This is a genomic window from Cohnella terricola, from assembly GCF_007786475.1.
GTDB classification, from domain to species: Bacteria; Bacillota; Bacilli; order Paenibacillales; family Paenibacillaceae; genus Cohnella; species Cohnella terricola.
This window is the reverse complement of the sequence record NZ_VNJJ01000004.1, coordinates 131,012-152,974: the sequence shown is the minus strand read 5'-3', so window position 1 is coordinate 152,974 and position 21,963 is coordinate 131,012. Positions and strand designations below refer to the sequence as shown.

22 protein-coding genes are annotated in these 21,963 nt (G+C 54.3%); 15 read left to right on the top strand and 7 right to left on the bottom strand.

Annotation, left to right across the window (positions count from 1 at the left end; translation table 11 throughout):
* The first annotated feature begins 298 nt into the window (after positions 1–298).
* The 4 genes from clpP (at position 299) to FPZ45_RS08660 (ending at position 4,250) form a co-directional block, all read left to right on the top strand.
* A complete protein-coding gene (gene clpP, locus FPZ45_RS08675; protein WP_281284890.1) occupies positions 299–1,015 on the top strand; it encodes an ATP-dependent Clp endopeptidase proteolytic subunit ClpP in 717 nt (238 codons plus the stop codon).
* Positions 1,016–1,365: 350 nt separating this feature from the next.
* Positions 1,366–2,388, top strand: coding sequence for a LacI family DNA-binding transcriptional regulator (locus FPZ45_RS08670; RefSeq protein WP_144700317.1), 1,023 nt, complete (start codon positions 1,366–1,368; stop codon positions 2,386–2,388).
* Between the two features lie 22 nt (positions 2,389–2,410).
* On the top strand, positions 2,411–3,130 hold the full coding sequence (locus FPZ45_RS08665) for a ThuA domain-containing protein (protein ID WP_144700315.1): 720 nt from the start codon (positions 2,411–2,413) through the stop codon (positions 3,128–3,130).
* 19 nt (positions 3,131–3,149) lie between these two features.
* Entirely contained in the window at positions 3,150–4,250 is a 1,101-nt protein-coding gene (locus tag FPZ45_RS08660) for a Gfo/Idh/MocA family protein (protein WP_144700313.1), read from the top strand.
* Between the two features lie 85 nt (positions 4,251–4,335).
* Here FPZ45_RS08660 and FPZ45_RS08655 read toward each other — a convergent pair whose 3' ends face one another.
* From FPZ45_RS08655 to FPZ45_RS08645, 3 genes are all read right to left on the bottom strand, one after another.
* Positions 4,336–5,853 carry a M56 family metallopeptidase gene (locus FPZ45_RS08655; RefSeq protein ID WP_144700311.1) on the bottom strand — a complete coding sequence of 506 codons (1,518 nt, stop codon included), beginning with the start codon at positions 5,851–5,853 and terminating at the stop codon, positions 4,336–4,338.
* Between the two features lie 3 nt (positions 5,854–5,856).
* Positions 5,857–6,231 (bottom strand): BlaI/MecI/CopY family transcriptional regulator, encoded by a 375-nt coding sequence (locus FPZ45_RS08650; protein ID WP_144700309.1) that lies wholly within the window; start codon positions 6,229–6,231, stop codon positions 5,857–5,859.
* A 141-nt stretch (positions 6,232–6,372) separates the two neighbouring features.
* Positions 6,373–7,233 (bottom strand): helix-turn-helix transcriptional regulator, encoded by an 861-nt coding sequence (locus FPZ45_RS08645; protein WP_144700307.1) that lies wholly within the window; start codon positions 7,231–7,233, stop codon positions 6,373–6,375.
* Between the two features lie 154 nt (positions 7,234–7,387).
* Here FPZ45_RS08645 and melA point away from each other — a divergent pair, with 154 nt between their 5' ends.
* Positions 7,388–8,695, top strand: a complete 1,308-nt coding sequence (gene melA, locus FPZ45_RS08640; RefSeq protein WP_144700305.1) for an alpha-glucosidase/alpha-galactosidase — start codon at positions 7,388–7,390, stop codon at positions 8,693–8,695.
* Positions 8,696–8,762: 67 nt separating this feature from the next.
* Here melA and FPZ45_RS08635 read toward each other — a convergent pair whose 3' ends face one another.
* Entirely contained in the window at positions 8,763–9,998 is a 1,236-nt protein-coding gene (locus tag FPZ45_RS08635) for a WD40/YVTN/BNR-like repeat-containing protein (protein ID WP_144700303.1), read from the bottom strand.
* Positions 9,999–10,145: 147 nt separating this feature from the next.
* Positions 10,146–10,904, bottom strand: a complete 759-nt coding sequence (locus tag FPZ45_RS08630; protein WP_186438299.1) for a Crp/Fnr family transcriptional regulator — start codon at positions 10,902–10,904, stop codon at positions 10,146–10,148.
* 261 nt (positions 10,905–11,165) lie between these two features.
* Here FPZ45_RS08630 and FPZ45_RS08625 point away from each other — a divergent pair, with 261 nt between their 5' ends.
* The 4 genes from FPZ45_RS08625 (at position 11,166) to FPZ45_RS08610 (ending at position 13,806) form a co-directional block, all read left to right on the top strand.
* Positions 11,166–11,570: a GAF domain-containing protein gene (locus tag FPZ45_RS08625; protein WP_144700299.1), complete on the top strand. Its 405-nt coding sequence runs from the start codon at positions 11,166–11,168 to the stop codon at positions 11,568–11,570.
* A gap of 23 nt (positions 11,571–11,593) precedes the next feature.
* Entirely contained in the window at positions 11,594–12,253 is a 660-nt protein-coding gene (locus FPZ45_RS08620; RefSeq protein ID WP_144700297.1) for a response regulator, read from the top strand.
* Positions 12,243–13,295, top strand: a complete 1,053-nt coding sequence (locus FPZ45_RS08615) for a sensor histidine kinase (RefSeq protein ID WP_246120381.1) — start codon at positions 12,243–12,245, stop codon at positions 13,293–13,295. The genes FPZ45_RS08620 and FPZ45_RS08615 overlap by 11 nt, the downstream gene beginning before the upstream one ends.
* A gap of 61 nt (positions 13,296–13,356) precedes the next feature.
* Positions 13,357–13,806: a hypothetical protein gene (locus FPZ45_RS08610; protein WP_144700293.1), complete on the top strand. Its 450-nt coding sequence runs from the start codon at positions 13,357–13,359 to the stop codon at positions 13,804–13,806.
* On the opposite strand, the gene FPZ45_RS08605 is transcribed toward FPZ45_RS08610, so the two are convergent.
* Positions 13,790–14,797 (bottom strand): YpdA family putative bacillithiol disulfide reductase, encoded by a 1,008-nt coding sequence (locus FPZ45_RS08605; protein WP_144700290.1) that lies wholly within the window; start codon positions 14,795–14,797, stop codon positions 13,790–13,792. The genes FPZ45_RS08610 and FPZ45_RS08605 overlap by 17 nt on opposite strands.
* A gap of 167 nt (positions 14,798–14,964) precedes the next feature.
* Here FPZ45_RS08605 and FPZ45_RS08600 point away from each other — a divergent pair, with 167 nt between their 5' ends.
* Complete coding sequence (locus FPZ45_RS08600) at positions 14,965–15,498, top strand: DoxX family protein (RefSeq protein ID WP_144700804.1); 534 nt, start codon at positions 14,965–14,967, stop codon at positions 15,496–15,498.
* Positions 15,499–15,570: 72 nt separating this feature from the next.
* On the opposite strand, the gene FPZ45_RS08595 is transcribed toward FPZ45_RS08600, so the two are convergent.
* The gene (locus FPZ45_RS08595) at positions 15,571–16,134 is read right to left on the bottom strand and encodes a PadR family transcriptional regulator (protein WP_144700288.1); all 564 of its coding nucleotides are present in this window, start codon (positions 16,132–16,134) and stop codon (positions 15,571–15,573) included.
* 114 nt (positions 16,135–16,248) lie between these two features.
* Here FPZ45_RS08595 and FPZ45_RS08590 point away from each other — a divergent pair, with 114 nt between their 5' ends.
* The 5 genes from FPZ45_RS08590 to FPZ45_RS08570 all read left to right on the top strand — a co-directional run bounded on the left by FPZ45_RS08590 (position 16,249) and on the right by FPZ45_RS08570 (position 21,804).
* Positions 16,249–17,706 carry an MDR family MFS transporter gene (locus FPZ45_RS08590; RefSeq protein WP_144700286.1) on the top strand — a complete coding sequence of 486 codons (1,458 nt, stop codon included), beginning with the start codon at positions 16,249–16,251 and terminating at the stop codon, positions 17,704–17,706.
* A gap of 145 nt (positions 17,707–17,851) precedes the next feature.
* Complete coding sequence (locus FPZ45_RS08585) at positions 17,852–18,556, top strand: queuosine precursor transporter (RefSeq protein WP_144700284.1); 705 nt, start codon at positions 17,852–17,854, stop codon at positions 18,554–18,556.
* Positions 18,557–18,664: 108 nt separating this feature from the next.
* On the top strand, positions 18,665–19,240 hold the full coding sequence (locus FPZ45_RS08580; RefSeq protein WP_246120380.1) for an RNA polymerase sigma factor: 576 nt from the start codon (positions 18,665–18,667) through the stop codon (positions 19,238–19,240).
* Complete coding sequence (locus tag FPZ45_RS08575) at positions 19,224–19,565, top strand: hypothetical protein (RefSeq protein ID WP_144700282.1); 342 nt, start codon at positions 19,224–19,226, stop codon at positions 19,563–19,565. Before FPZ45_RS08580 ends, FPZ45_RS08575 begins: the two co-directional genes overlap by 17 nt.
* Complete coding sequence (locus tag FPZ45_RS08570) at positions 19,549–21,804, top strand: carboxypeptidase regulatory-like domain-containing protein (RefSeq protein WP_144700280.1); 2,256 nt, start codon at positions 19,549–19,551, stop codon at positions 21,802–21,804. Before FPZ45_RS08575 ends, FPZ45_RS08570 begins: the two co-directional genes overlap by 17 nt.
* Positions 21,805–21,963 lie beyond the last annotated feature (159 nt).

The window sequence follows — 21,963 nt, the reverse complement described above, 5'->3', positions numbered from 1 at the left end:
GCAGTTAAGTGAATATCGGAAATCGTAATTCGGGGTGTTGCTTTCCCTCAGTGTATTCGATAAACCGTTCGGGGGCAAAGGCGGTTTTGCGGAGACGATCATGATCAGATCAAGATTCTCCGCAGCCTTAACTTATTGTTGCAAAATGCGACAATGGAGGATGGGAAGTGAAGCAATGTTCGCTCATTGTTGCAAAAAACGGCAATGGTGGGGCGGTAGAGCAGCAAGGCCCTCTCATTGTCGCAAAAAGCGACAATAGGAGAAGGAATGGGGATCAGAGTTCGCTCATTGTTGCAAAATGCGACAATGGAGGGAAGGAAGGGATGGCTTTTCTCGCCCGTATCGTTTGGCGGCTTTCGTTCGTTTACTACGGGAGTCACTTAAAAACGAACAAGGAAGCGAGGAATCCAAAATGAGCAATTACATTCCGTACGTCGTAGAGCAATCGAACCGGGGGGAGAGGTCCTACGATATTTATTCCCGTCTGCTTAAGGATCGCATTATTTTTTTGGGTACCGCTATCGACGATCAAGTCGCCAATAGCATCGTAGCTCAATTGTTGTTTCTTGCGGCGGAGGATCCCGACAAAGAAATCAGTCTGTACATCAACTCTCCCGGGGGATCGACCTCTGCGGCATTTGCTATGTACGATACGATGCGTTACATTAAGCCGCAAGTTCATACGATCTGCATGGGCATGGCCGCATCGGCCGGAGCGTTCCTGCTGCTAGCGGGAGCCAAGGGCAAGAGGTTCGCGTTGCCCAACAGCGAGATCATGATCCACCAGCCAAGCGGCGGCGCGCAAGGGCAGGCGAGCGATATTGCGATCAGAGCCAAGCTTATTCTGCAGACCCGCGACAAGCTGAATCGGATTTTCGCGGAACATACTGGCCAGCCGGTAGAGAAAATCGAGAAAGACGTCGATCGCGACTATTATATGTCCGCCCAAGAAGCGCTCGAATACGGGATTATCGACCAGATCATCTTTTCCCCGGACGAGGCAGCGCAGGCATAACAAACGAAGACCAAAAAAGTAACTTGAATAGACGAGTCCCGGGACGACGTGCAAACGAGGGCTAAAAGTACCTTGAATAGACGAATCCCGGGACGACGTGCGAACGAGGGCTAAAGTACCTTGAATAGACGAGTCCCGGGACGACGTGCAAACGAAGGTCAAAAAAGTACCTTGAACAGACGAGTCCTGGGACAGCGAGCAAACGAAGGTCAAAAAAGTACCTTGAATAGACGAGTCTTGGGACGACGTGCCGATCGTCTTGCTGCCGACCGAAAACTCCTTGACGAATGTCGATCCGAGTGCCATAATGTACGCGTGTACATTAATTGAGATGACAGGATGTAGAGCCTTTGACGAACCGTAAAGAAGTAGCGAAGCTTGCCGGAGTATCCGAAGCGACCGTCTCGCGTGTCCTTAACGGCATCGGGCCAATCAAAGAATCGACCCGCCAGCGGGTGCAGGAGGCGGCCAGACAACTGAACTACGAGTTGAATGCCGTCGCTTCGAGCTTCGCCAGAGGCCGGAGCGGAAATCTGGGCGTCGTGGTTCCCCATGTGCCTAAAGTGCATCTGTTCTCCACGTATTATTTTTCTGAGCTGCTCGGCGGAATCGGGGATGCCGTACATGCCAAAGGTTACGGATTGCTACTGTTATTCCGTGATCCATCGGTTACGTATGATTATGTGTCCTTGTACCGCACACAAAGGGTGGACGCCTGCATCATACTCGGTTCGAGCGCCATCCCCTCGGAGACGGAAGCGATCGTTCGGCTGGCGGAAGAAGATCTGCCCTACTGCGTCATGGACCAAAGATTCGATCACCCGAGGCTGAACATCGTAGCTGCGGATCACGAACGGGGCAGCTACGACGCGGTCAAACACTTGATCGGACAAGGTTGCAGGAGAATCGGATTCCTGAACGGAGCGCCTCAATATTCGAATAGTTGGGATCGCATGACAGGTTATCGCAAAGCGCTGATCGAAGCAGGGATCGAGCCTGACGAATCGTTGATATACGAGGGCAATTACAGCCGTACGAGCGGGAGAATGGCGGCAAGCAGCGTCTATGCGAACTTGGAACGATTGGATGCGATATTCGTTGGCAACGACCGCATGGCGATCGGTCTTATGCAAGGATTAAGAGAATTGGGGTGCCGTATGCCCGAGGATCTCAAAATTTTCGCGTACGACAATTCCGATGCCGCAAGCTTTACGGAACCGCCGCTTTCGACCGTTAAAGTTCCGTTCTACGAGATGGGAAGATTGGCGGCGGATCGATTGCTCGATCTTCTGGCGAATAAGGATCAAGGAAATCCGGTCATTAACGAGAAGCTGCTGACTGATCTGGTTATTAGAAGATCAACCGGAAGCTGACGAGAACTCGGAGGATACAACGATGAAAAAAGCATTGATCGTATGGGGCGGTTGGGAAGGACATCAGCCGAAGGAAGTAGCGGAGATTTTCAGAGGTCAATTGGTTGGGGAAGGCTTCGAAGTTGAAGTCTCGAATACGCTCGAATCTTTCGCGGATGGCGAAAAGCTGAAAGAACTCGATTTGATCGTTCCGGTATGGACGATGAGCCGGATCGAGCAAGCTTGGGTAAACAACGTTTCGGCGGCCGTGCAGAGCGGCGTCGGGCTGGCCGGTTGCCATGGGGGGATGTGCGACGCGTTCCGCGAAAATACGGATTGGCAGTTTATGACCGGAGGGCAATGGATCGCGCACCCGGGTAACGACGGCGTCGAGTACAAGGTGGAGATCAAGGCAAGCTCGAGTCCATTGGTGGCGGGCATCGAAGATTTTACGGTTTCGACGGAGCAGTACTACCTGCATGTCGATCCGGCGAACGAAGTGCTGGCGACGACGCGTTTTCCGCTCGTTCACGGTCCTCATTCATCCAATAAGTCGGTCGATATGCCGGTCATCTGGACGAAGCGCTGGGGGCATGGGCGCGTGTATTACAATTCGCTCGGCCATCAGGCGAACATTATGGAAATTCCGGTCGTGATGGAACTGATGCGCCGTGGTTTTAATTGGAGCGCGGAAGGAAAATCTCTCACGCCTGCGGGCGAGACGTTGGAAGCTTACACGGGCATGGCGGACAATCAACTTTAACTGGGGAGAAGGAACTGTCGTGGAGAAAATCAAAGTCGGTATTATCGGTACGGGGAATATAAGCGGCATTTATTTTCAGAACGGAAAACGTTTCGAATCGATGGAAGTCGTCGCTTGCGCCGATCTGGACGTAGAGCGGGCTAAGGAGAAGGCGGCCGAACACGGTATCCGGGGCTGTTCGGTGGAGGAATTGCTTGCCGATCCAGACATTCAGATGGTCATCAACCTGACGATTCCGGTCGCACACGCTTCAGTATGCTTGAAAGTGCTTGAAGCCGGGAAACACGTCTACGTGGAGAAGCCGCTTGCGGTAACCCGGGAGGAAGGACTGCAGGTTCTGGAACTTGCAAAACGCAAAGGGTTGCTTGTCGGAAGCGCGCCCGATACGTTCCTCGGAGGCGGTATCCAGACGTCGATCAAGCTGCTCGAGGACGGTTGGATCGGCACGCCGATCGGCGCGACGGCATTCATGATGAGCGGCGGCCACGAGTCCTGGCATCCGTCGCCGGAGTTCTACTACCAGAAGGGCGGCGGCCCGATGTTCGATATGGGGCCTTACTATTTGACCGCCCTGATCGCGTTGCTCGGGCCGATCTCCCGGGTAACGGGTTCGGCGCGCGCCTCGTTCTCGGAACGGACGATCACGAGTCAGCCGAAATTCGGACAAAAGGTCAAAGTCGAGACGCCGACGCACGTCGCCGGCATTATGGAATTCGCTTCGGGGCCGATCGGCACGCTGCTGACGAGCTTCGATGTGAAAGGCGGCTCGACGCTGCCGCGTATCGAAGTGTACGGCAGCGAGGGCACTTTGCTCGTGCCGGATCCGAACAACTTCGGAGGTCAGATTAGCATTTGCCGCGCGGGTTCCAAAGAGTGGTCTACCCTTCCGCTTACGCACGGGAAAGCCGAAAATGCACGGGGCGTAGGCGCGGCCGACATGGCGCGCGCGATCTTGACCGGACGCAAACACCGCGCGAACGGAGAGCTTGCTTTCCATGTGCTGGAGACGATGCACGGATTCCATGACGCCGCCGAGCAAGGCGCGCACTATGTCATGAAAAGCACTTGCGAGAGACCAGCACCGCTGCCGCTCGGGCTGGCGGAGTACCAGTTGGATTAAGACGGCGGATGCCGGCGTAAAGCAGCATGTTTCATAGAAGAGAAAATAGAAGCCGTCCCGATTATGATAAGGGACGGCTTCTATTTTATTTCTTGTCGCCGAGCGCGATCGTCGTCACGGGAACGGGATCGATGTACTCGCCGTTCTTAATAACCGAGTAATGAAGCTTAGGGCCGGTGGACCCTCCCGTGCTTCCCAGAAGACCGATCGCGTCGCCGGCTTTCACCTCGTCGCCTTCTTTGACGGAAAGCTTGTCCAAGTGCCGGTATTCCGTGCTCCATATCTCATTATGCTCGATCGTTACGGTATTCCCCTTGGTGCGATCATATCCGGCATGCACGACTTTACCTCCGGCCGCGGCGGTAATGCCGCTTCCTTTTTTACCGGTGATATCGATGCCGTCGTTTAATGTTTTCTCTGAGGTAACCGGGTGAATACGGTAACCATAACGCGAGGAAATCTTGCTTCCGGTAGGCATAGCGAGCTTGAGCTCTACGGGGCTGTTTTCGCTCTGCTTCTCGGCAGGCGTTGCCGCGAACGCGGATGGCAGCATCAAGACTGCCGTTAATATTAGAATCGTGATCCCTACGAAAGAAGCTCTTTTCCCGGCGGGCCGATAATCGCGAATCATAACCATCCTCCTCTTGAGTTGTTTCATATTGCCGTAAAATCCGACGCCGACCGGAGCAGCTTTGCGCGGAACGCCGATTTCCAGCAGCTTAACGATGCTTGCCGCGTACGTCATCTTGAGTTCGGCGCCGGTGGTTCTTAGCACGTTCGCGTCACAGGCGGTTTCCTGGGCGATTCGCATCCGGCGTAGTCCGTACCAGACAGCCGGATTAAACCAATGAACGGAAGCCAGCAAGTAAGCCGCCAGATTAACCGGGATATCCCTCCGTTGCAAATGGGCTAGCTCATGCCGAAGGATACATTCCCACTCGGCTGCGTTCAGTTGCCCTAGCAGATTTTGCGGAATGAGCACGACCGGAGACATCATGCCGAACAAGGCAGGCGCCGATGCGTGCCGCGTAAGGCGAAGGCTTATGCCCGAGCGAATGCCTTTGTCCTCGCGAATTCGGGCGAATAAATCGGCTATTTCTCCGGGGACGGGGAGTTCCGCTTCCCGCCGAAGAGCCAATACCATCCTCGCATGCCCGGACAATAGAACGAGCCAAACGACGACCATCCCTGAGAGCCACGCCATCGCGATGATCTTCAGGGCGTTGTCCTGAAGCCGCCATCCGTCAACCTTTGGAAGTGGGGAGTCGTTACCGGCGATGCCGGCGGCCGATGGCGAACTGATCATGCCATCATCCGTCGCAGAGATGAATGCCCCGTCCTTGAGGAATCCTCCCCCGTATCCGGCTGTCATTCGATTTTCGATCTTATCCGGGAGAGGAATCCAACGCAGATGGCCGTCCAGGTCGCCCGGCAGCAGGGGCAGCGCTATTTTGGCCAGAAGGAGTATCCAGATGGCGTATTGCCAAGCGGGGGACAGCCTTTTTCCCAGAAACCGCGTCAAAGCCGCGATCAACACGACCAGCGCTGCAACTTCCAAAGACGTGACCAGCGTATCCGAGAATAGGCGGACGATCAGTTCCATCGCTTACTTCTCCTTTTCTTGAAGCAGCGCTTTTAACTCCTGAATATCTTCGGAGGAGAGCTTGCCCGATTCCAGAAAATGCACCATCATCGGCTTAAGCGAACCCCCGTAGATCCGATCGAGAAACGTGCGTCCGGCTTCACTAACGCATTCGTCCTCGTTCACCAGTGGGTAGTAGGCATACTCCCGTCCATCCTTTTGGAAGTCGAGCGCTTTCTTCTGTACGAGCCTTCCGATCAGCGTCTTTACCGTCTTCGGCTTCCACGATCTGCTGTCGCTGAGCCGAGCGATAATGTTGGCCGCCGTCAAGGGCGACTCGTGCCATACAACTCGCATAATATCCCATTCCGCGTCCGAAATGTTGGGCGATTCGGGCATGTCCATTCCTCCATTTTCGACAAAAATCCGGTACCGGCCGGTACATGTTGCAATAGATTACAATTGTAGTCCATGAGCAAAGATTACATGTGTAATCGTATCCTGTCAAGAATAATCGATTTTTGAGAGGACGGGGCGGCGTTACGGAAGATTCCGAAGCGCCTTTCTGTAGTCGGAAGGAGACTGTCCGCTCCATGCGCGGAACTTCTTCGAGAAATATAAAGCATCAGCGAATCCGACGGAGGAGGCGACCTGCTCGATCGGCATAGAGCCGGAGAGGAGCAGCTCTGCCCGCTGCATGCGAATCTGAAGCAAATATTGCATGGGCGACGCGCCGACCGACTGCTTGAACAGCTTGCAGAGGTATGTTCGATGATAGCCCAGCATTGAGGCCATGCGGGAGATGGAGATCGGTTGGGCATACTGCAACGTCAGGAACTGCAGCGCCCGCTTGACGACTTGTTCGGCTTCCGTCGCCGGGCCGTCGGGCTCCGCGCCCTCCTTCGCGCGGCCCGCGCCAAGCTGCCGAAGCAGCAGGCGAACCCAACCTTCGGCTTCGAGGTTGGACAACTCCGCGCTTAACGGCTCCGCGAGGCTGTTTCGGAGCCGATCGTAGTAATGGCGCGTCTGCGGGTTCAAACTGCCTTTAACGACGGGATTGCCCGGGGAAGCGCCAACCGCGGCCAACGCCGCTGCCGCTCCCGACCCGACGAAGGCGAACCAGGCGTATCTCCAGGGCTCGTGCTCGTCGGCCTGGTAAGAAAACAGTTCTCCCGGAAAAATAATGAACGAATCGCCTACGCTGCACCTGTAGCTTGCGCCGCCGATCGTAAAATCGCCATAACCGGAGAGCACCGTATGAATGAGATAATAATCGTGGATCGCCGGTCCCATTTTATGCAAGGGGACTGGCAGCGCTTCGCCGCTGAATAGAACGGCAATTTCACCGTTCGAGGGCGAGGGGTTCAAGCTGATCGAAAATTCGTCATGGTCGGGCGTCATCTACGGGTCACCTGCCTGTATGATCTTCTCCTATTACTGTAACAAACAAACTACAAATGTCCATATAGATGTTCGAACCTTCCATAGTTTTTCGGAAGCGCATGCATTAAATTGGGGATAGCGATTCCAATCATCCCAACTGGAGGTTATGTACTTGTCTAAAATTACATTTATCGGCGCTGGAAGTACGGTTTTCGCGAAAAATGTGCTAGGGGACGTCATGCTTACGCCTGCATTGCAAGGCTTCGAAATCGCGCTTTTCGATATCGATCAAGAGCGTTTGAAAGATTCCGAGAACATTCTCAATAACATCAAAAAGACATCCGGAAGTACCTGTACAATCAAATCCTTCAGCGATCGCAAAGAAGCGCTTCGCGGAGCGAAATACGTGGTCAACGCCATCCAAGTCGGAGGTTACGACCCTTGCACGATTACCGATTTCGAGGTGCCGAAGAAGTACGGCTTGCGCCAGACGATCGCGGACACGGTCGGCATCGGCGGCATTTTCCGCAATTTGCGTACGATTCCGGTCATGCTCGACTTCGCGAAGGACATTCGCGAGGTATGCCCGGATGCCTTGTTCTTGAACTATACTAACCCGATGGCGGTGCTGACGAACGTCATGAATACTTACGGGGGCGTAAATACTGTCGGACTGTGCCACAGCGTACAGGGATGCGTTCCGGATTTGTTCAAGCACTTGGAGCTTGACCAGACGGGTGTCAAATGGAAGATCGCCGGCATTAACCACATGGCATGGCTGCTTGAAGTAACGAAGGATGGCGTCGATCTGTACCCGGAAATTAAACGGCGGGCGGCCGAGAAACAGAAAGAGAAGCATCACGACATGGTCCGTTACGAAATGATGCTGAAATTCGGCTACTACATTACGGAATCGTCCGAGCATAATGCCGAGTATCATCCTTATTTTATTAAGCGTAACTATCCGGAGCTCATCGAACGCTTCAACATTCCGCTGGACGAATATCCGCGCCGCTGCATCTCGCAAATCGCCGATTGGAAAAAAATGCGCGAAGAACTGCTGAACGAATCGAACCTGGAGCACCATCGTTCGCACGAGTACGCTTCGTACATCTTCGAGGCGATGGAGACGGACGTGCCGTTCAAGATCGGCGGCAACGTCATGAACACGGGCGGGCTGATCGCGAACTTGCCGCGCGAAGCTTGCGTAGAGGTTCCTTGCCTCGTGGATCGTTCCGGCATCAACCCGACATACGTCGGCAACTTGCCGCCGCAGCTCGCCGCGCTGAACCGGACGAACATCAACACGCAATTGCTGACGATCGAAGCTGCGATCACTGGCAAGAAAGAGCACATTTACCATGCGGCGATGCTCGATCCGCATACGTCCGCGGAGCTCTCCATGGACGATATCGTTTCTCTGTGCGATGATTTGATCGAAGCGCACGGAGATTGGCTGCCGAAGTTTTCTGTGGTGTAATTACCGACAGTTTCGAATGAGATAAAACAAAAACAGGCGCCGCCTCTCCATAGGCGGCGCCTGTTCGTTACTTCGGTTTACCGAACGAGTGGGTTTTGGTCCAATGCTTGCCGCCATCCAAGGAAGTATACATGACAGATGGCTCGGCGTTGTCGGTGTTGACCCACCAGATATGGTCGGAGTCCGCCACGGCGATCTGCTGCGTTCCGTAGCCGGCAAATTCGCTTGGCAGGTTCACCCACGTTTTGCCGCCGTCGACCGTCTTGCCCATTGTGTTCGGAAGATCGCAAGCCATGCATTGACCGCCCATGAAGGCCGTTTGGGTATTCGCGACATAGAGTGTACCCGGGCCTGCACCGTTATTGCGCGGGACTTTGGACTCCTCGTTCATCTTGTAGCCGGGAGCCGGGCCGGAACCCGCTTGATTGTTGGCGAGGACGGGAATCCAACTCTTTCCGCCGTCCTTCGTGTGGAATAAGGAGTAGGAAGTTTGCGACATTCCGGAATCTCCGATCAGTTCCACCCAGGCGTCGTCCTTGCCCGCGGATCGGATGACTGTGCCCGTAACCTGAGCGGCCGTATCCCGAGTCAGCGCGATCTTCCAGCTCTTGCCTCCGTCCGTCGTGCGCATGATATTGAATTTGTTGTTGCCCTGCGTGACCGCCCATCCGTTGCTGCGATCATGGAAATAAACGTCTCCGACCGCGGAAGCGGGCACCTGCAGCTTCGTCCAGGTCTTGCCCCCATCCGTCGTATGGACGTTGCCGCTAAACGCTTCTTTGGAGGAAACGAAATGGAGAAAAGCCCGATTCGGCACGTTTCCGGCTCCCGTCCATTTTTTGCCCCCATCCGTCGTGTGCATCAGCAATACACTCTTGGCATCGCCAGTATCGAGCGCGGCCCATGCCTCTTTGCCGTTCAAAGCAAATAATTGAAGAACGATATACTTATGCTTCAGTTGAGTTTGCCACGTTTTTCCGCCATCGTCCGTCCGGGCGATCCATCCTGCTCCACCAGCCCAACCGGTTTTGAAATCGGCGAGCCGTAATGCCGTAACTTTGCCTTGCGGCGATTCTTTGGATATGGAGATCGGAGAGGCGGATGCAGATGGCGATGGTGTCGCGGATTGTTCGGGTTCGGCGGATGATGATGCGGGCGGCGGCAATTCGGGGGACGATATGGCGGGCGGCTGCGAGGTCGTACCAGGAGGACCCGAGGAATTTCCTTGATTCGAGCATCCGGCGAGCGCAACCGCGAGCAGGGCGACAACAACGAAATAAGCTGTTTGGCGAAGGCTTTTCATAATGATCAGCTCCCTTTCTTGCCTGAATAGACGATTCCCGACCGGTGATGGTTCAGTCTCGATCAAGCCCAAATTTCGGGAAAGGCAATGTCTATTACTGTACCCCAAAAAGGGTTCAGCGAATAAGGGAGCATATACGACGCCGGGTCAGATCCGGCAAATTTCTTTCGGACAAGTTGGGCAACTGTTGCAATGGCAGATGCTCTGCAAAGCTTTTATGCTGCGGATAATGATCTTGCCGTACCGGAAATCGAGAATTTCTTTTTCCTTAAACTCGTTTAGCATCCGGTTCACGCTCTCGCGCGTCGCCCCGATAAAGTCGGCCAGCTCGGCATGCGTCAGCTTCATATCGATACGGATCCCGTAAGCCTCCATAACGCCGAACGAATTGCTCAGACGGATTAAAGTCGAAGCTAACGCTCCGGGTTTTCCGAACAGCAGCAAGTCCCGGAACTTCGATTGGGTGACCCGGTGTTCATAGGCCAACCAGTTCATGAAATTGAAAGCAAATTCCCCGTCTTGCCGAATCAGCGCCTCCAGATCTTGACGGCAGATGACCCCGATCTCCGCGTTCTCCGTCACTTCGGCCGTAAACCCGTATTGAAGCGCGCTGCCGCCGAATTCGCAGATCAGGTCTCCGGCTTGAAGAATCGAGAGGATGTATTCTTTACCTTCCTCCGTCGATTTCCTCAGCTTCACTCTACCGCTGCGAATATAATAGAAATGTTCCGTTTCGTCGCCTTCCCAGAACAGAAATCCGCCCGCTGCGGCGCGCATAGGGACCATGACGTTATCCAACCGCTTGAATTGCTGAGGTGTGCAGAAGCTTGCGACCCCTTTATTTCCCGTGTTCTGCTGATACATGCCTTCCCGTTCGGCGACATTGACGAGGCAATTCGTGCACATTGTTGCCATCCCCTTTCGTTCTGTTAAATCCATCGTAACTTGAGAAGGTAAATAATGTTATCGGGGAATTCGCTGAAATGGCGAGGGGAATTCCCCTATTTTAATGTGAGGAAAATCACACTTTCCCTTAAAGATAGGTGTTTCTCCCCGAGTCTTTCAGGGTTTTCCCTGAATTACAATCGCGAGTCTAATCGATAAAATAGAAGAAGATAAGGCTTTGAACGGGGGATGGCCTATATGGAAGCGCTCGAGTGTCGGGTTATGGATAAGTTAAGCGAACTGAGGGCGGCGGTTGGAAGTGATTTCGCCTCGCTTGCCGTCGTCGATCGCCGGGAACGATATACGCGCTGGAAATGGGCTTCCGGCAATCTAAACGAACGTTACTTGAATATTAGCGTCCGCCACGGCCAGGGAATAGAAGGCCAGATCATTAAAGTGGGACGCGGATTAGCATGGGATTACGAGGAATCACGCAAACGGACCGATTCGATCCTGCTGACGGAACGGCTGCTGTCGGCCTATGCCGAACCGGTCATGTCGGGGCAAGAGATCGTCGGAATCCTTCTTGCGGGCGACCGGACGAGACGGGTGTACGAAACAGCGGAGCGCGACGCTGTGGCACAGGCTGCATCGGAGATAGCCGAATTCATCGGGGGTTTGATATGATAGAAGCAGAAGGAGGCGGAAAAATGATCCGAATACTGCTAGTCGACGATCATGCCGTCGTTCGTTCCGGACTGGCGATGCTGCTAAGCGCCAAATCGGACATGGAAGTGGTCGGGGAAGCGGCGGAAGGCGAGGAAGCGATCGCCAAGGCGATGCAGTGCCGTCCGGACATTGTGCTGATGGATTTAAGCATGCCCCACGGCAAAGACGGATTGAGCACGACGGCCGAATTAAAGAAGGTTTTGCCGGATACAGCCGTATTGATCTTAACGATGCACGACGACGAAGAATATTTGTTCCGGGCCATTCATCTTGGGGCGTCCGGTTATATTTTGAAAAGTTCTCCCCACGAGGAAATGATCAGCGCCATCCGCCACGTTGCCGAAGGCAACGCATATTTGCATCCGACGGCGACGAAGCGGCTGATGGGCGAATATTTGGATAAGCTGAAGCACGGCGGCGGCGATTCCGGAACGTACGAATCATTGTCGGAACGGGAGAAGGAAATTCTCGCGAAGGTAGCTCAAGGATATACGAACAAGGATATCGCGGAGCAGTTAGTCATCAGCGTCAAAACGGTGGAATCCCACAAAAGCAACCTTATGGACAAGCTCAACTTAAAAACGAGACCTGACTTGGTCAAATTCGCGATGAAGAAGGGGCTGCTGAATTTTGACGCTTGATTACGGATATTACGGATCGGATATCGGCGGCTCGTTGGAGCAGACGATCAAGCAGCTTTCGGATTTGAAATACGCGTTGGACGAAGCTTCGATCGTCGCCGTAACCGACCGGACGGGGAAAATCCAATACGTCAACGACAGGTTCTGCGAGATCTCCCGTTACCCAAGGGACGAACTGATCGGTCAGGATCATCGGATCATAAATTCCGGGCAACACGACAAAGCGTTCATGAAGGAACTGTGGCGTACGATCGGAAGCGGTAAAGTATGGCGGGGAGAGATCAAAAACCGCAGCAAAGACGGCGACTTCTACTGGGTCGACACGACGATCGTTCCGTTCTTGAACGATGAAGGCAAGCCTTATCAGTATTTATCGATTCGGCATGAAGTGACCGCCCGTAAGCAAGCGGAGGAAGAGCTACAGCTGCTGCTCGCGCAAATGATGCGCATTCAGGAGGAAGAGAGAAGGCGCTTCTCCCGAGATCTGCACGACGGAATCGGACAAAGCTTGTTCTCTCTTCTCATCTCGGTCGATACGATTATTTCCGGAGAAGCTTACGACAAGCTGCCGATGATGAGAGAGCAGATCGCCAATCTGATGGCGGACGTCAGGGGACTTGCCTGGGAATTGCGGCCGTCGGTGCTGGACGATCTGGGCGTCATTCCGGCGCTCCGCACTTATTTGGATACGTACTCGAAGCATTACGGCATACAGGTGAGCTTCGCGTCGGACTTGCGAAGAAGGCTGAGCATTCAAGAAGAAACGACGATCTACAGGATCATTCAGGAGGCGCTGACGAACGCGGGCCGTTACGCAGACGTATCCGAAGCAGAGGTCGGCGTGCACGACTACGGTTCGCACGTAGAGGTCGCGATCGAAGATCGGGGCAAAGGGTTCTCCAGGGACGGCAGCAAAGAAGGCGTTGGCCTGTTCAGCATGGAGGAGCGCGCGAGGTCGATCGGCGGCCAGCTTCATATCCGATCCGCGCCGGGAGAAGGCACCCGCGTCGTTCTGACGATACCGCAGAAGCAGCAAGAATAGAAGGAAGACCCGCTCTATCGAGGGCGGGTCTTCTTGCGTTCCGTTGGGGTGTCGAGCGTACGTGGTTTTGGTGGTTGTAACGGTCTGCGGGACCGTTACAGAGCATGCGGACGTGGTTTTGGTGGTTGTAACGGTCTGCGGGACCGTTACAGAGCGTGCGGACGGAGTTTTGGTGGTTGTAACGGTCTGCGAGACCGTTACAGAGTGTGCGGACGTGGTTTTGGTGGTTGTAACGGTCTGCGAGACCGTTACAGAGTGTGCGGACGTGGTTTTGGTGGTTGTAACGGTCTGCGGGACCGTTACAGAGCATGCGGACGTGGTTTTGGTGGTTGTAACGGTCTGCGAGACCGTTACAGAGCGTGCGGACTTGGTTTTGGTGGTTGTAACGGTCTGCGAGACCGTTGGAGTGCTAGTGGAAAATTGGTATGGGGCATGTATCTCCTTTCCGGCAGAATCAATTCTCCGGGAGGTACATGCCCTTTATGGACTGTCGGCTACATCAGTTCCTTGATGCGCTGAGCGATCAGGTTGCCGTGATGGCGTCCGCTCTCGATGAAGATTTCATTTGCTTCGCGGCCTGCCGCGATGACGCCGGCGATGAACAGTCCGGGCACGTTCGTTTCCATCGTCTCGGGATGGAAGGAAGGGACTGTCGTCTCGGCGTTGACGATCGCGCCTGCGTCCGTAAGCAGCGTTCGCTCGGGACGGAAACCGGTTAGCGCGAGAACAAAATCGTTCTCGATCTCGTATGGCGCGGTGTTCTCACCCTCAGGCTGAACCGTGACGGTACGTTCGCCGATACCAACGACGCGCGAGGAGAACAGCATCTTAATCTGGCCATTCTTAACGCTGCCTTCGAATAGCGGTCTGACCCAAGGTTTGATGCTGGACGAATATTCCTCGCCCCGATAGACGACGGTAATGTCGGCTCCTACCCGAAGCAGTTCCATCGCCGCGTCGACGGCGGAGTTATTGCCGCCGATGATCGCGACTTTCATGCCGGTATACGGATGCGCTTCTCCGAAGAAGTGGGTTACTTTCGGCAAATCCTCGCCCGGTATGCCCAGCATGTTTGGATGGTCGAAATATCCAGTGGCGACGATTACGAAACGCGTCGCATATACGCTTATGCCGCCGAATCGGTCGGCGGTCTCGACCCGGAACGACCCGTCTGGCTGCGGGACAATGGCGGTCGCGGCCTCGTAAGCACGAATCCGCAGCTTCCGCCGCAGCGCGACGTCACGGTAATATTGCAGCGCCTCGCGGCGGGAAGGTTTGTCGTTCGGGCTCGTAAACGGAATTCCTCCGATTTCGAGTCGCTCCGCCGTGCTGAAAAAGTTCATATAAGTCGGATATTGATAGATGGAATGGACGACCGCGTTTTTCTCGATCAACAACGGTTCGATGCCGACGGCTTGAAGTTCGAGCGCCGCGGACAAACCGCACGGGCCGGCTCCGATGATGATGGCTTGCTCCTGCTGGACGTTGATGGGTTCAGTCATGGTTCCTCTCCAATTCATTCTTTTGCTTTCTATTGTAGCACGAATGAGCCATTGGGCCGTAATTTGGTCGATTATTTGTGATTTATTTCACATTCTTTTCGAGGAAACCGCGTCATACTGAAGATGCAACCAAAACATAAGCGATAAGAAGAATGGAGATGGCTGCTATGGTAGTCAAGTTTCTGAGAGAAAACGTCTGGGCAGCGGTGGCAATGACCTTTCTGCGCATATATCTGGGATGGCAATGGATCGAAGCCGGTTGGCACAAGCTGAGCGGGAGCGGTTTTGATGCCGGAGGATTCCTGAAAAATGCGATCAATAATCCGGTCGCGGACAAAACGACTCATGAAGCGATCTTTCCGACTTATACGGCTTTCCTCGAGCACTTCGCTTTGCCGAACGTCAAGCTGATCAACTTCCTCATCCCCTTAGGGGAATTCCTGGTCGGTCTCGGATTGATCGTCGGCGGATTAACCGCCGCGGCCGCCTTCTTCGGCGTCATGATGAACTTCCTGTTCCTGTTCGCCGGTACGGTATCGACTAACCCATGGCTGACGCTGCTCGGCGTGATCGTGTTCCTCGCCGGAGCGAATGCCGGCAAGTTCGGCCTCGACTATTACTTGCTTCCTTGGATTCGCAAAGGTTGGGCGAAGCTGACGGGAAGACGCAGAACGGAAAGCTTGGATCCCCGAATCGTATAGAAATGGTGTGAACGCGGCAACGGCCGGCTCTTCCCATGACGGGAACGGGCCGGCCGTTTGATATGCGGAACGTTATTCGACGGATGCTTCTTCGACGGGAATCACCGCTAGCACCCATTCGCACCACTCGATGTTCGTCCGGCAGCTCATAAGAGCTTTATTTAACATAATATATGCTCCGAAGTAGGGAGATTGATAAGAGGGCATTTGATCCTCTTCCAGTTCGTCCACTTGGCGAACACTTTTTATTTTCTGGCACAAGCGCTCGAGTTTGTTCCGATAATGCTCCAAGCGAGCCGCGAACAGCTCGCGGGAGACCGCAGGATCGACGTGCGACATGCAGAACGCCTTCAGCATGAGCTCGTCGCGCATGACCGGATCGGAAGCCGGGACCGTCAACCATTCCTGCAGGGCGGCGATGCCTTTGTCGTTGATGGAATAAACTTTCTTGTCGGGCTTGTCGCTTTGTTGAACCAACTCGCAGGAAACCATGCCGTTCCGCTCCAACCGCGCGAGCAGAGGATAGATTTGGCTGTGCTTGGCCGGCCAGAATGGTTGGATCCTCAGCATCAGATCGTAACCGGATAAGGACGAGTGGGATAACAAGCTTAATAAGCCGTACGCTAACGTATTCATTGCGAAGCCTCCAGATTGGATACTTTGACAGCCGGGGGATTAGACGGTATTATTTTTGTTGCCATTCTATATGTAAAAAAATACATAAATAAAAAGGACGTGGAGTAAGAACAAATGGGAGAGAACCACAATCAAGAAATACGTTTCGTTCCGGTAATGGTTGCAATATTTATCGGTTCGTTTCTATGCATTCTGGCGTCTAGTTCGATCAATATCGCGCTAGAGATTTTGAAGGATCATTTTCACACCAGCTTGGACTCTGTTACGTGGACGCTTACGGGATTCATGCTGGCTATGGGTACGACGGCACCGATCGTCGGCTACTTGGGAGAGAAGTTCAGCTACAAGAGGTTGTACTTATTCTCGCTTATCGGATTTACGTTTAGTTCGGCGCTGTGCGCGGCGGCCTGGGATGAAGCTTCCCTGATCGCGTTCCGCGTGCTGCAAGGAGCGTTCAGCGGACTGATCATTCCGGCTACGATGTCGATCATCTATCAGATCGTTCCTCGCGAGAAACAAGCGATGGCCGTTGCTTTATGGGGGCTTGCTTCCATGATGGCTCCGGCGTTCGGACCGACGCTGAGCGGGTGGCTGCTGGAAAATTACGATTGGCAGTGGTTGTTCCTCATGAACGTGCCGATCGGACTGATCGCCATCTGGTGCGTCGCGGCCTACATTCCTTATTATCGGCTTAGCGTACCTAAGAGTTTTGATCTGATCGGGTTCGTCACCGTTATCGTCAGCAGCTCGTCGCTGCTGCTCGCTCTCGGACAGGGACACAAATGGGGATGGGGTTCGTGGCAGACGTTGTCTCTGCTCATTGGAGGATCTATCGTTCTGCTTCTATTCATATGGAGAGAGCTGACGGCGCAAACCCCGCTGCTAAACCTGCGCGTATTTCGCAACGGCAGATATACGCTGAATCTGCTTATCGCCACGATTCTGACGATCAGCTTATACTCGGGGACATTCTTGACTCCGGTGTTCCTACAAAGAATCCAGCACGTGTCCGCGATGGATACGGGACTTATCCTGCTGCCGGCTTCCCTCGCCATGGCGCTCGTCATGCCGATTGTCGGCAAGCTGTACGGCATCGTCGGTCCGCGATGGCTCATGGCCGCGGGGATTGTCCTGCTCACGATCGGAACGCTCACGTTAAGCTGGCTGAGCATCGACGTGTCGCATAGCTATATTTTGTTCTGGATGATCGTCCGCAACCTCGGGATCGCGCTCGTCATGATGCCGTCGAGCAACGCCGGCATGGAGCTGGTGCCGCGCGAGCTGTCCGGCCACGCATCCGCGATCATGAACTGGACCCGCAACGTATTTGGCTCATTCGCCATCGCCGTCTTTACGACGCTGCTCGCGACGAGGACGACGCATCACGGCAAAGCGCTCGCCATGGCCGGAGATACCGACATGACGCATATTACCATGATGTCGTTCACGATGAGCGTGAACGATGTTTACCTGATCGCGACGTTCATCGCCGTAGCCGCGCTCCCGCTGAGCCTGCTTGTCGGCAAGGTGAACCATCCCAAGGAAGAGACCCCGAAGAGCGAAGCGGCGTAATCGGGAATTCCGAAGCCGGATGAAGAAACGGAAAAACATTCCGTCCTTCATCCGGTTTTTTCGTGTTATAATGAGTCGTTTGCTCCGAAGACGGGGCCGCGGTTCGTAACCATCCCGCGTTATCAAAACTAGGAGGATGATTCATATGTTTAATTTCGGTTGGGGCGCTTTATTCGTCCTGGTCAACTTCGCGCTGTTCCTGATCTGCTTCAGGCTGTTCGGGAAGCAAGGGCTGTACGCCTGGATCGCTGCTGCGGTCGTGCTCGCCAACATTCAGGTGGTCAAGACGATTGGCATGTTTGGCTTTGTCATGACGCTTGGCAATACGATGTACGGCACGATCTATCTCACGACGGATTTACTGAACGAGAAGTATGGGGAGAAGGAAGCCAAGAAGGCGGTATGGTTCGGGTTTTTCTTCCTGATCGCGTCGACAGCCATCATGCAGATGGTGCTGGTGTTCGAGCCGCAGGAGACGGATTTCGGAGATTCAGCCCTGCACGCGATATTCGGTTTGGCTCCACGGATCGCGCTAGGCAGCTTGACCGCCTACTTCGTAAGCCAATTTCTCGACGTGAAAATTTTCAGCAAGCTAAGGGCCAATTTCCCGTCACGCAACCAGCTTTGGATCCGCGTGAACGGAAGCATCGGGGTTAGCCAACTGGTGGATACGCTCGTCTTCTGCACGATCGCGTTCGCAGGAGAATACACATGGGACGTTTGGTGGGAGATTGCCATTACGACTTATTTGCTCAAATTCGTTATCTCTGTCGCGTCCACTCCCGTCATTTACTTGGCGCGTAATTTTAAGTTCAAGGATGAACCTGCGACGACGCCGACAAAAGCATAAACCGCAACTTTTCAAGCCATCCGGGGGCGCAACCTCGGGTGGTTTTTTGATTTTCCGGGCGCATGGGGAGAAAAAGATTGCAACCTGATCGATTCGGGGCGCATCTTAGTGTATAGGAGAGGAGGGGCCGATCTGGACGTCGTCGGAAAACTGATAGAGAAAGACGAAGCTGCGCTCCGGGAGCTCATGTCCCGGCACGGCGACGAGCTGTTACGAACCGCCTATTTGCTCTTGAAGGATCGGCAGGCGGCGGAGGAAGCGACGATGGACGCGTTCGTGCAAGCCTATCGTAAGATCCATCAATTGAAGGACCCGGGTAAGCTGAGGGGATGGCTGCTGACGATCGTCGCGAATCGCTGCCGCATGACAATAAGGACGCGGAGCTGGCGGAGTCTGCTGCCGTTCGCGAAGATGGAGAGTATGATCGAGGAGACCGAACCCGGTCCCGAAGAGCTGCTGCAGGCGCAGTGGCGCAATGAGCGGTTGAGCGAAGCTGTCCATAAGCTGGATTATCCCTATCGGGAAGCGATCGCTTTATATTATTACAACGAGTTGAGCGTGCAGGAAATCGCCGAGCAGTTGCGGTGCAACGAGAATACGATCAAAGCGAGATTATCCAGAGGGAGATCGAAGCTAAGGCAACTGTTGGAGGAAAAGGGGGATGAAAATGAATCGCGAACGTGAGCGGATTAAAAATAGATTGGACGAAGAGCTCGGCGGACTGCAGTTCGGCGGGCAGGAAGAGACGTTGCGGCGGACTCATCCCCGGTCTTGGCGCGATCGGCTGCGGGCGTTCTGGAACAAGGAAATCGAGGTGTCGCTTCTGCCGCTCGGAGCGAGCCTAGCGGTCATCCTGGCCGTAGCGGCTATCTATCAACTTAGCGATGCGAAGAACGATAGCGGCGATACGGATTGGCGGGACGGAAGGCAATTAGTCGAAGCCGGCGGAAATACGTACTGGAAGGACGATTACGAGAGGGCGGTGGCTTCAATTGAAGGTAACGATTAAAGTGAAGCATCTCGCGATCGGCGTGCTGGCGATCGGCCTCGCGTTGACGCTGCTGCAGTTCGTCGTTATCCCCAAGCTTCAGGTTCGCGCGGCGATAAAACATTTCGAAGCGGGCAACGTTGAAGGGAAAAGAGAAATGCTAGCATTGATCGACAACGCCGCCTCGCCGGGAAAGAGGTGGGAGTTGATTCGCCAATATATGATCGGGCCGGGCGGATTATCGATCGCTAACCGTTACGACGTATACGTGGGGCCTTCGTCGACGATGGGCGGCGGCTCCGGCTCCTCGGTGCGGGACTACCGGGAATGGGGCTGGGAAGAGAAGCTTCCTTATTTGCTGGAATATGTATCCGATGCGCCGGTAGGCATGGACTGGTTTGAAGCCGCCAAGCAAATAGCTGAGTATTACTTGAGCGAAGGCCGGACGAACGAGGCGCTTTCGATGCTGGAATTAGCCGAAGGTCGAAGGGGAGACGCTTGGGGAGCGAGGCTCAAGCTTGAGCGTGCGAAGATCTATGCCGCCCGGGGAGATACGGAGGCGGCAGGGCGGTTGGTCGACGAAATGGAAGCCGCAAAACCGTCGGAGAGTCTCGACCTAGACGGAGACATCGTTCAATTCAAGGCGCGGCTTCTTGTCGCGGAAGGCAAGGCACGGGACGCGCTGCAAGAGATCGACCGGGAGATCGAGACGACCCGCGAGTGGATGGAAGCGGAGAAAAAGAAATTTCCCGACATGCAAGAATTTACACCGGCCAAGCTGGAGCGCTTGAAGACGTTTAGGCAGCTATTAAGGCAGGCCGTGGATGATGGAGCGGACAAGGACGCTGCCGTCTCCGGAACCGTCAAGAGGAGCGACGGCACTCCATTGGCTCGCGTCGGCGTTTTCCTCAGAAGCGAGCAGGACGTCAATCATAGCGTCATCGATGGGGAACCCTATCAGACACTGACGGATGCCCAAGGACGTTATGAATTCAAGAATGTCATTCCCGGGAACTATCAACTGTATCTTGGGCTGCAATTCGACCAGATCGACGGCTGGACGTGGCCGACGATGTACGGCGATTGGATCGTTGTCGAAGGAGGCAAGGCGATCCATCAGGATGTCGCTCTCCAACGCCTTATCGAGATCCAGTCTCCGTCTGACGAAGAAGTCTTAGCCGATTCTAAAGTGAAATTTAGTTGGCAAGCGGTGGAAGGAGCAGTCCATTATTCGCTTTACGGTCAACTGCCGATCGAGCATGGCGTTTCAAGCGTTCTCATTCGGGATCGTATCCTGGGTCATTCGACGGAACTGCCCGTCGAGACGCTCTACGAAGCTTCGGGAGGAGGTTATTCCTACCAAGAAGTGAATGGAGAAATGGTACTTGAAACGAGGCAACTGCTCGGTTTCGCCGATCCGAACTCACGATATTCCTGGTATGTGGAAGCTTACGACGAGCGAGGCAGGCTAATTACGAGAAGCAACGGTTATAGGCTTAACGAGGACACGATGGGGCCATTGCCTTTTTTCTATCTGAAGGAAAGGTCGCTCAATGCCGCGGACGAATTGCTGCTGAGCGGTCGGTTGGACGAGGCGCTGGCGGAGTATAAAAAAAGCTTCGAGGCCGACCGTTCCGATCGATACAGCCTGAATCAGATCATACGAATCTTGGGCGGGCAGGCGGCAATGGCCAGACACAGCAAAACGTCTGACGAAGCGATTCCGTATCTTGAGAGGATGATGGAGCTAGCGCCCGGGAAGAGCGATACGTTATTTAACTTATTCGACTATTACGAAGGCAAAAGAGATTGGGCCAAAGTCGATACCTATTACCGGCAGTATTTGTCTGCTAGAGAAGGTGTTCTGGACGGCTACGCTCAATCCCGGTATGCAACCGCGTTAATGAAGCAGAAAAGATTGGACGAAGCGTCCGCACAGTTCCGCGAAGCGTTGGAGAACGATACGTCGCATCGGTTTGTTGGCAATTTTCTGGCGGTCGAGCTGTATAAGAGCGGTTCGATCGAGTTGGTGGCGAAGCTGGCGGAGACGTATCCGCAGCGGGCAAGTTATGATTATTCCGACTGGAGCAGGCTTATTCGGGGGCTTGCGCAGGAAAGCCGGAATTACGAAAGCGAAACTTACGGGAAAACGCTGAAGGAGGCGCTGGAGGCGTACTTCGACGGGAACGAGAGCGTCATGGACGGAATCCGGCAGCCGGCTTTGAAAGCTTTCGTGGAGGCATTGCGGAAAGTGAGCTAATACTTGGCGGAGGGGGCGACCCCTCCGCTTTAACGTTCTGCGAGACCGTTAAATCACCTCACCCCCGTCAATCCAGCGCTGTAACGGTCCGAGAGGCCGTTACAACACCTCACCCCTGCCAATCCGTCGCTGTAACGGTCCGAGAGACCGTTCCATCAC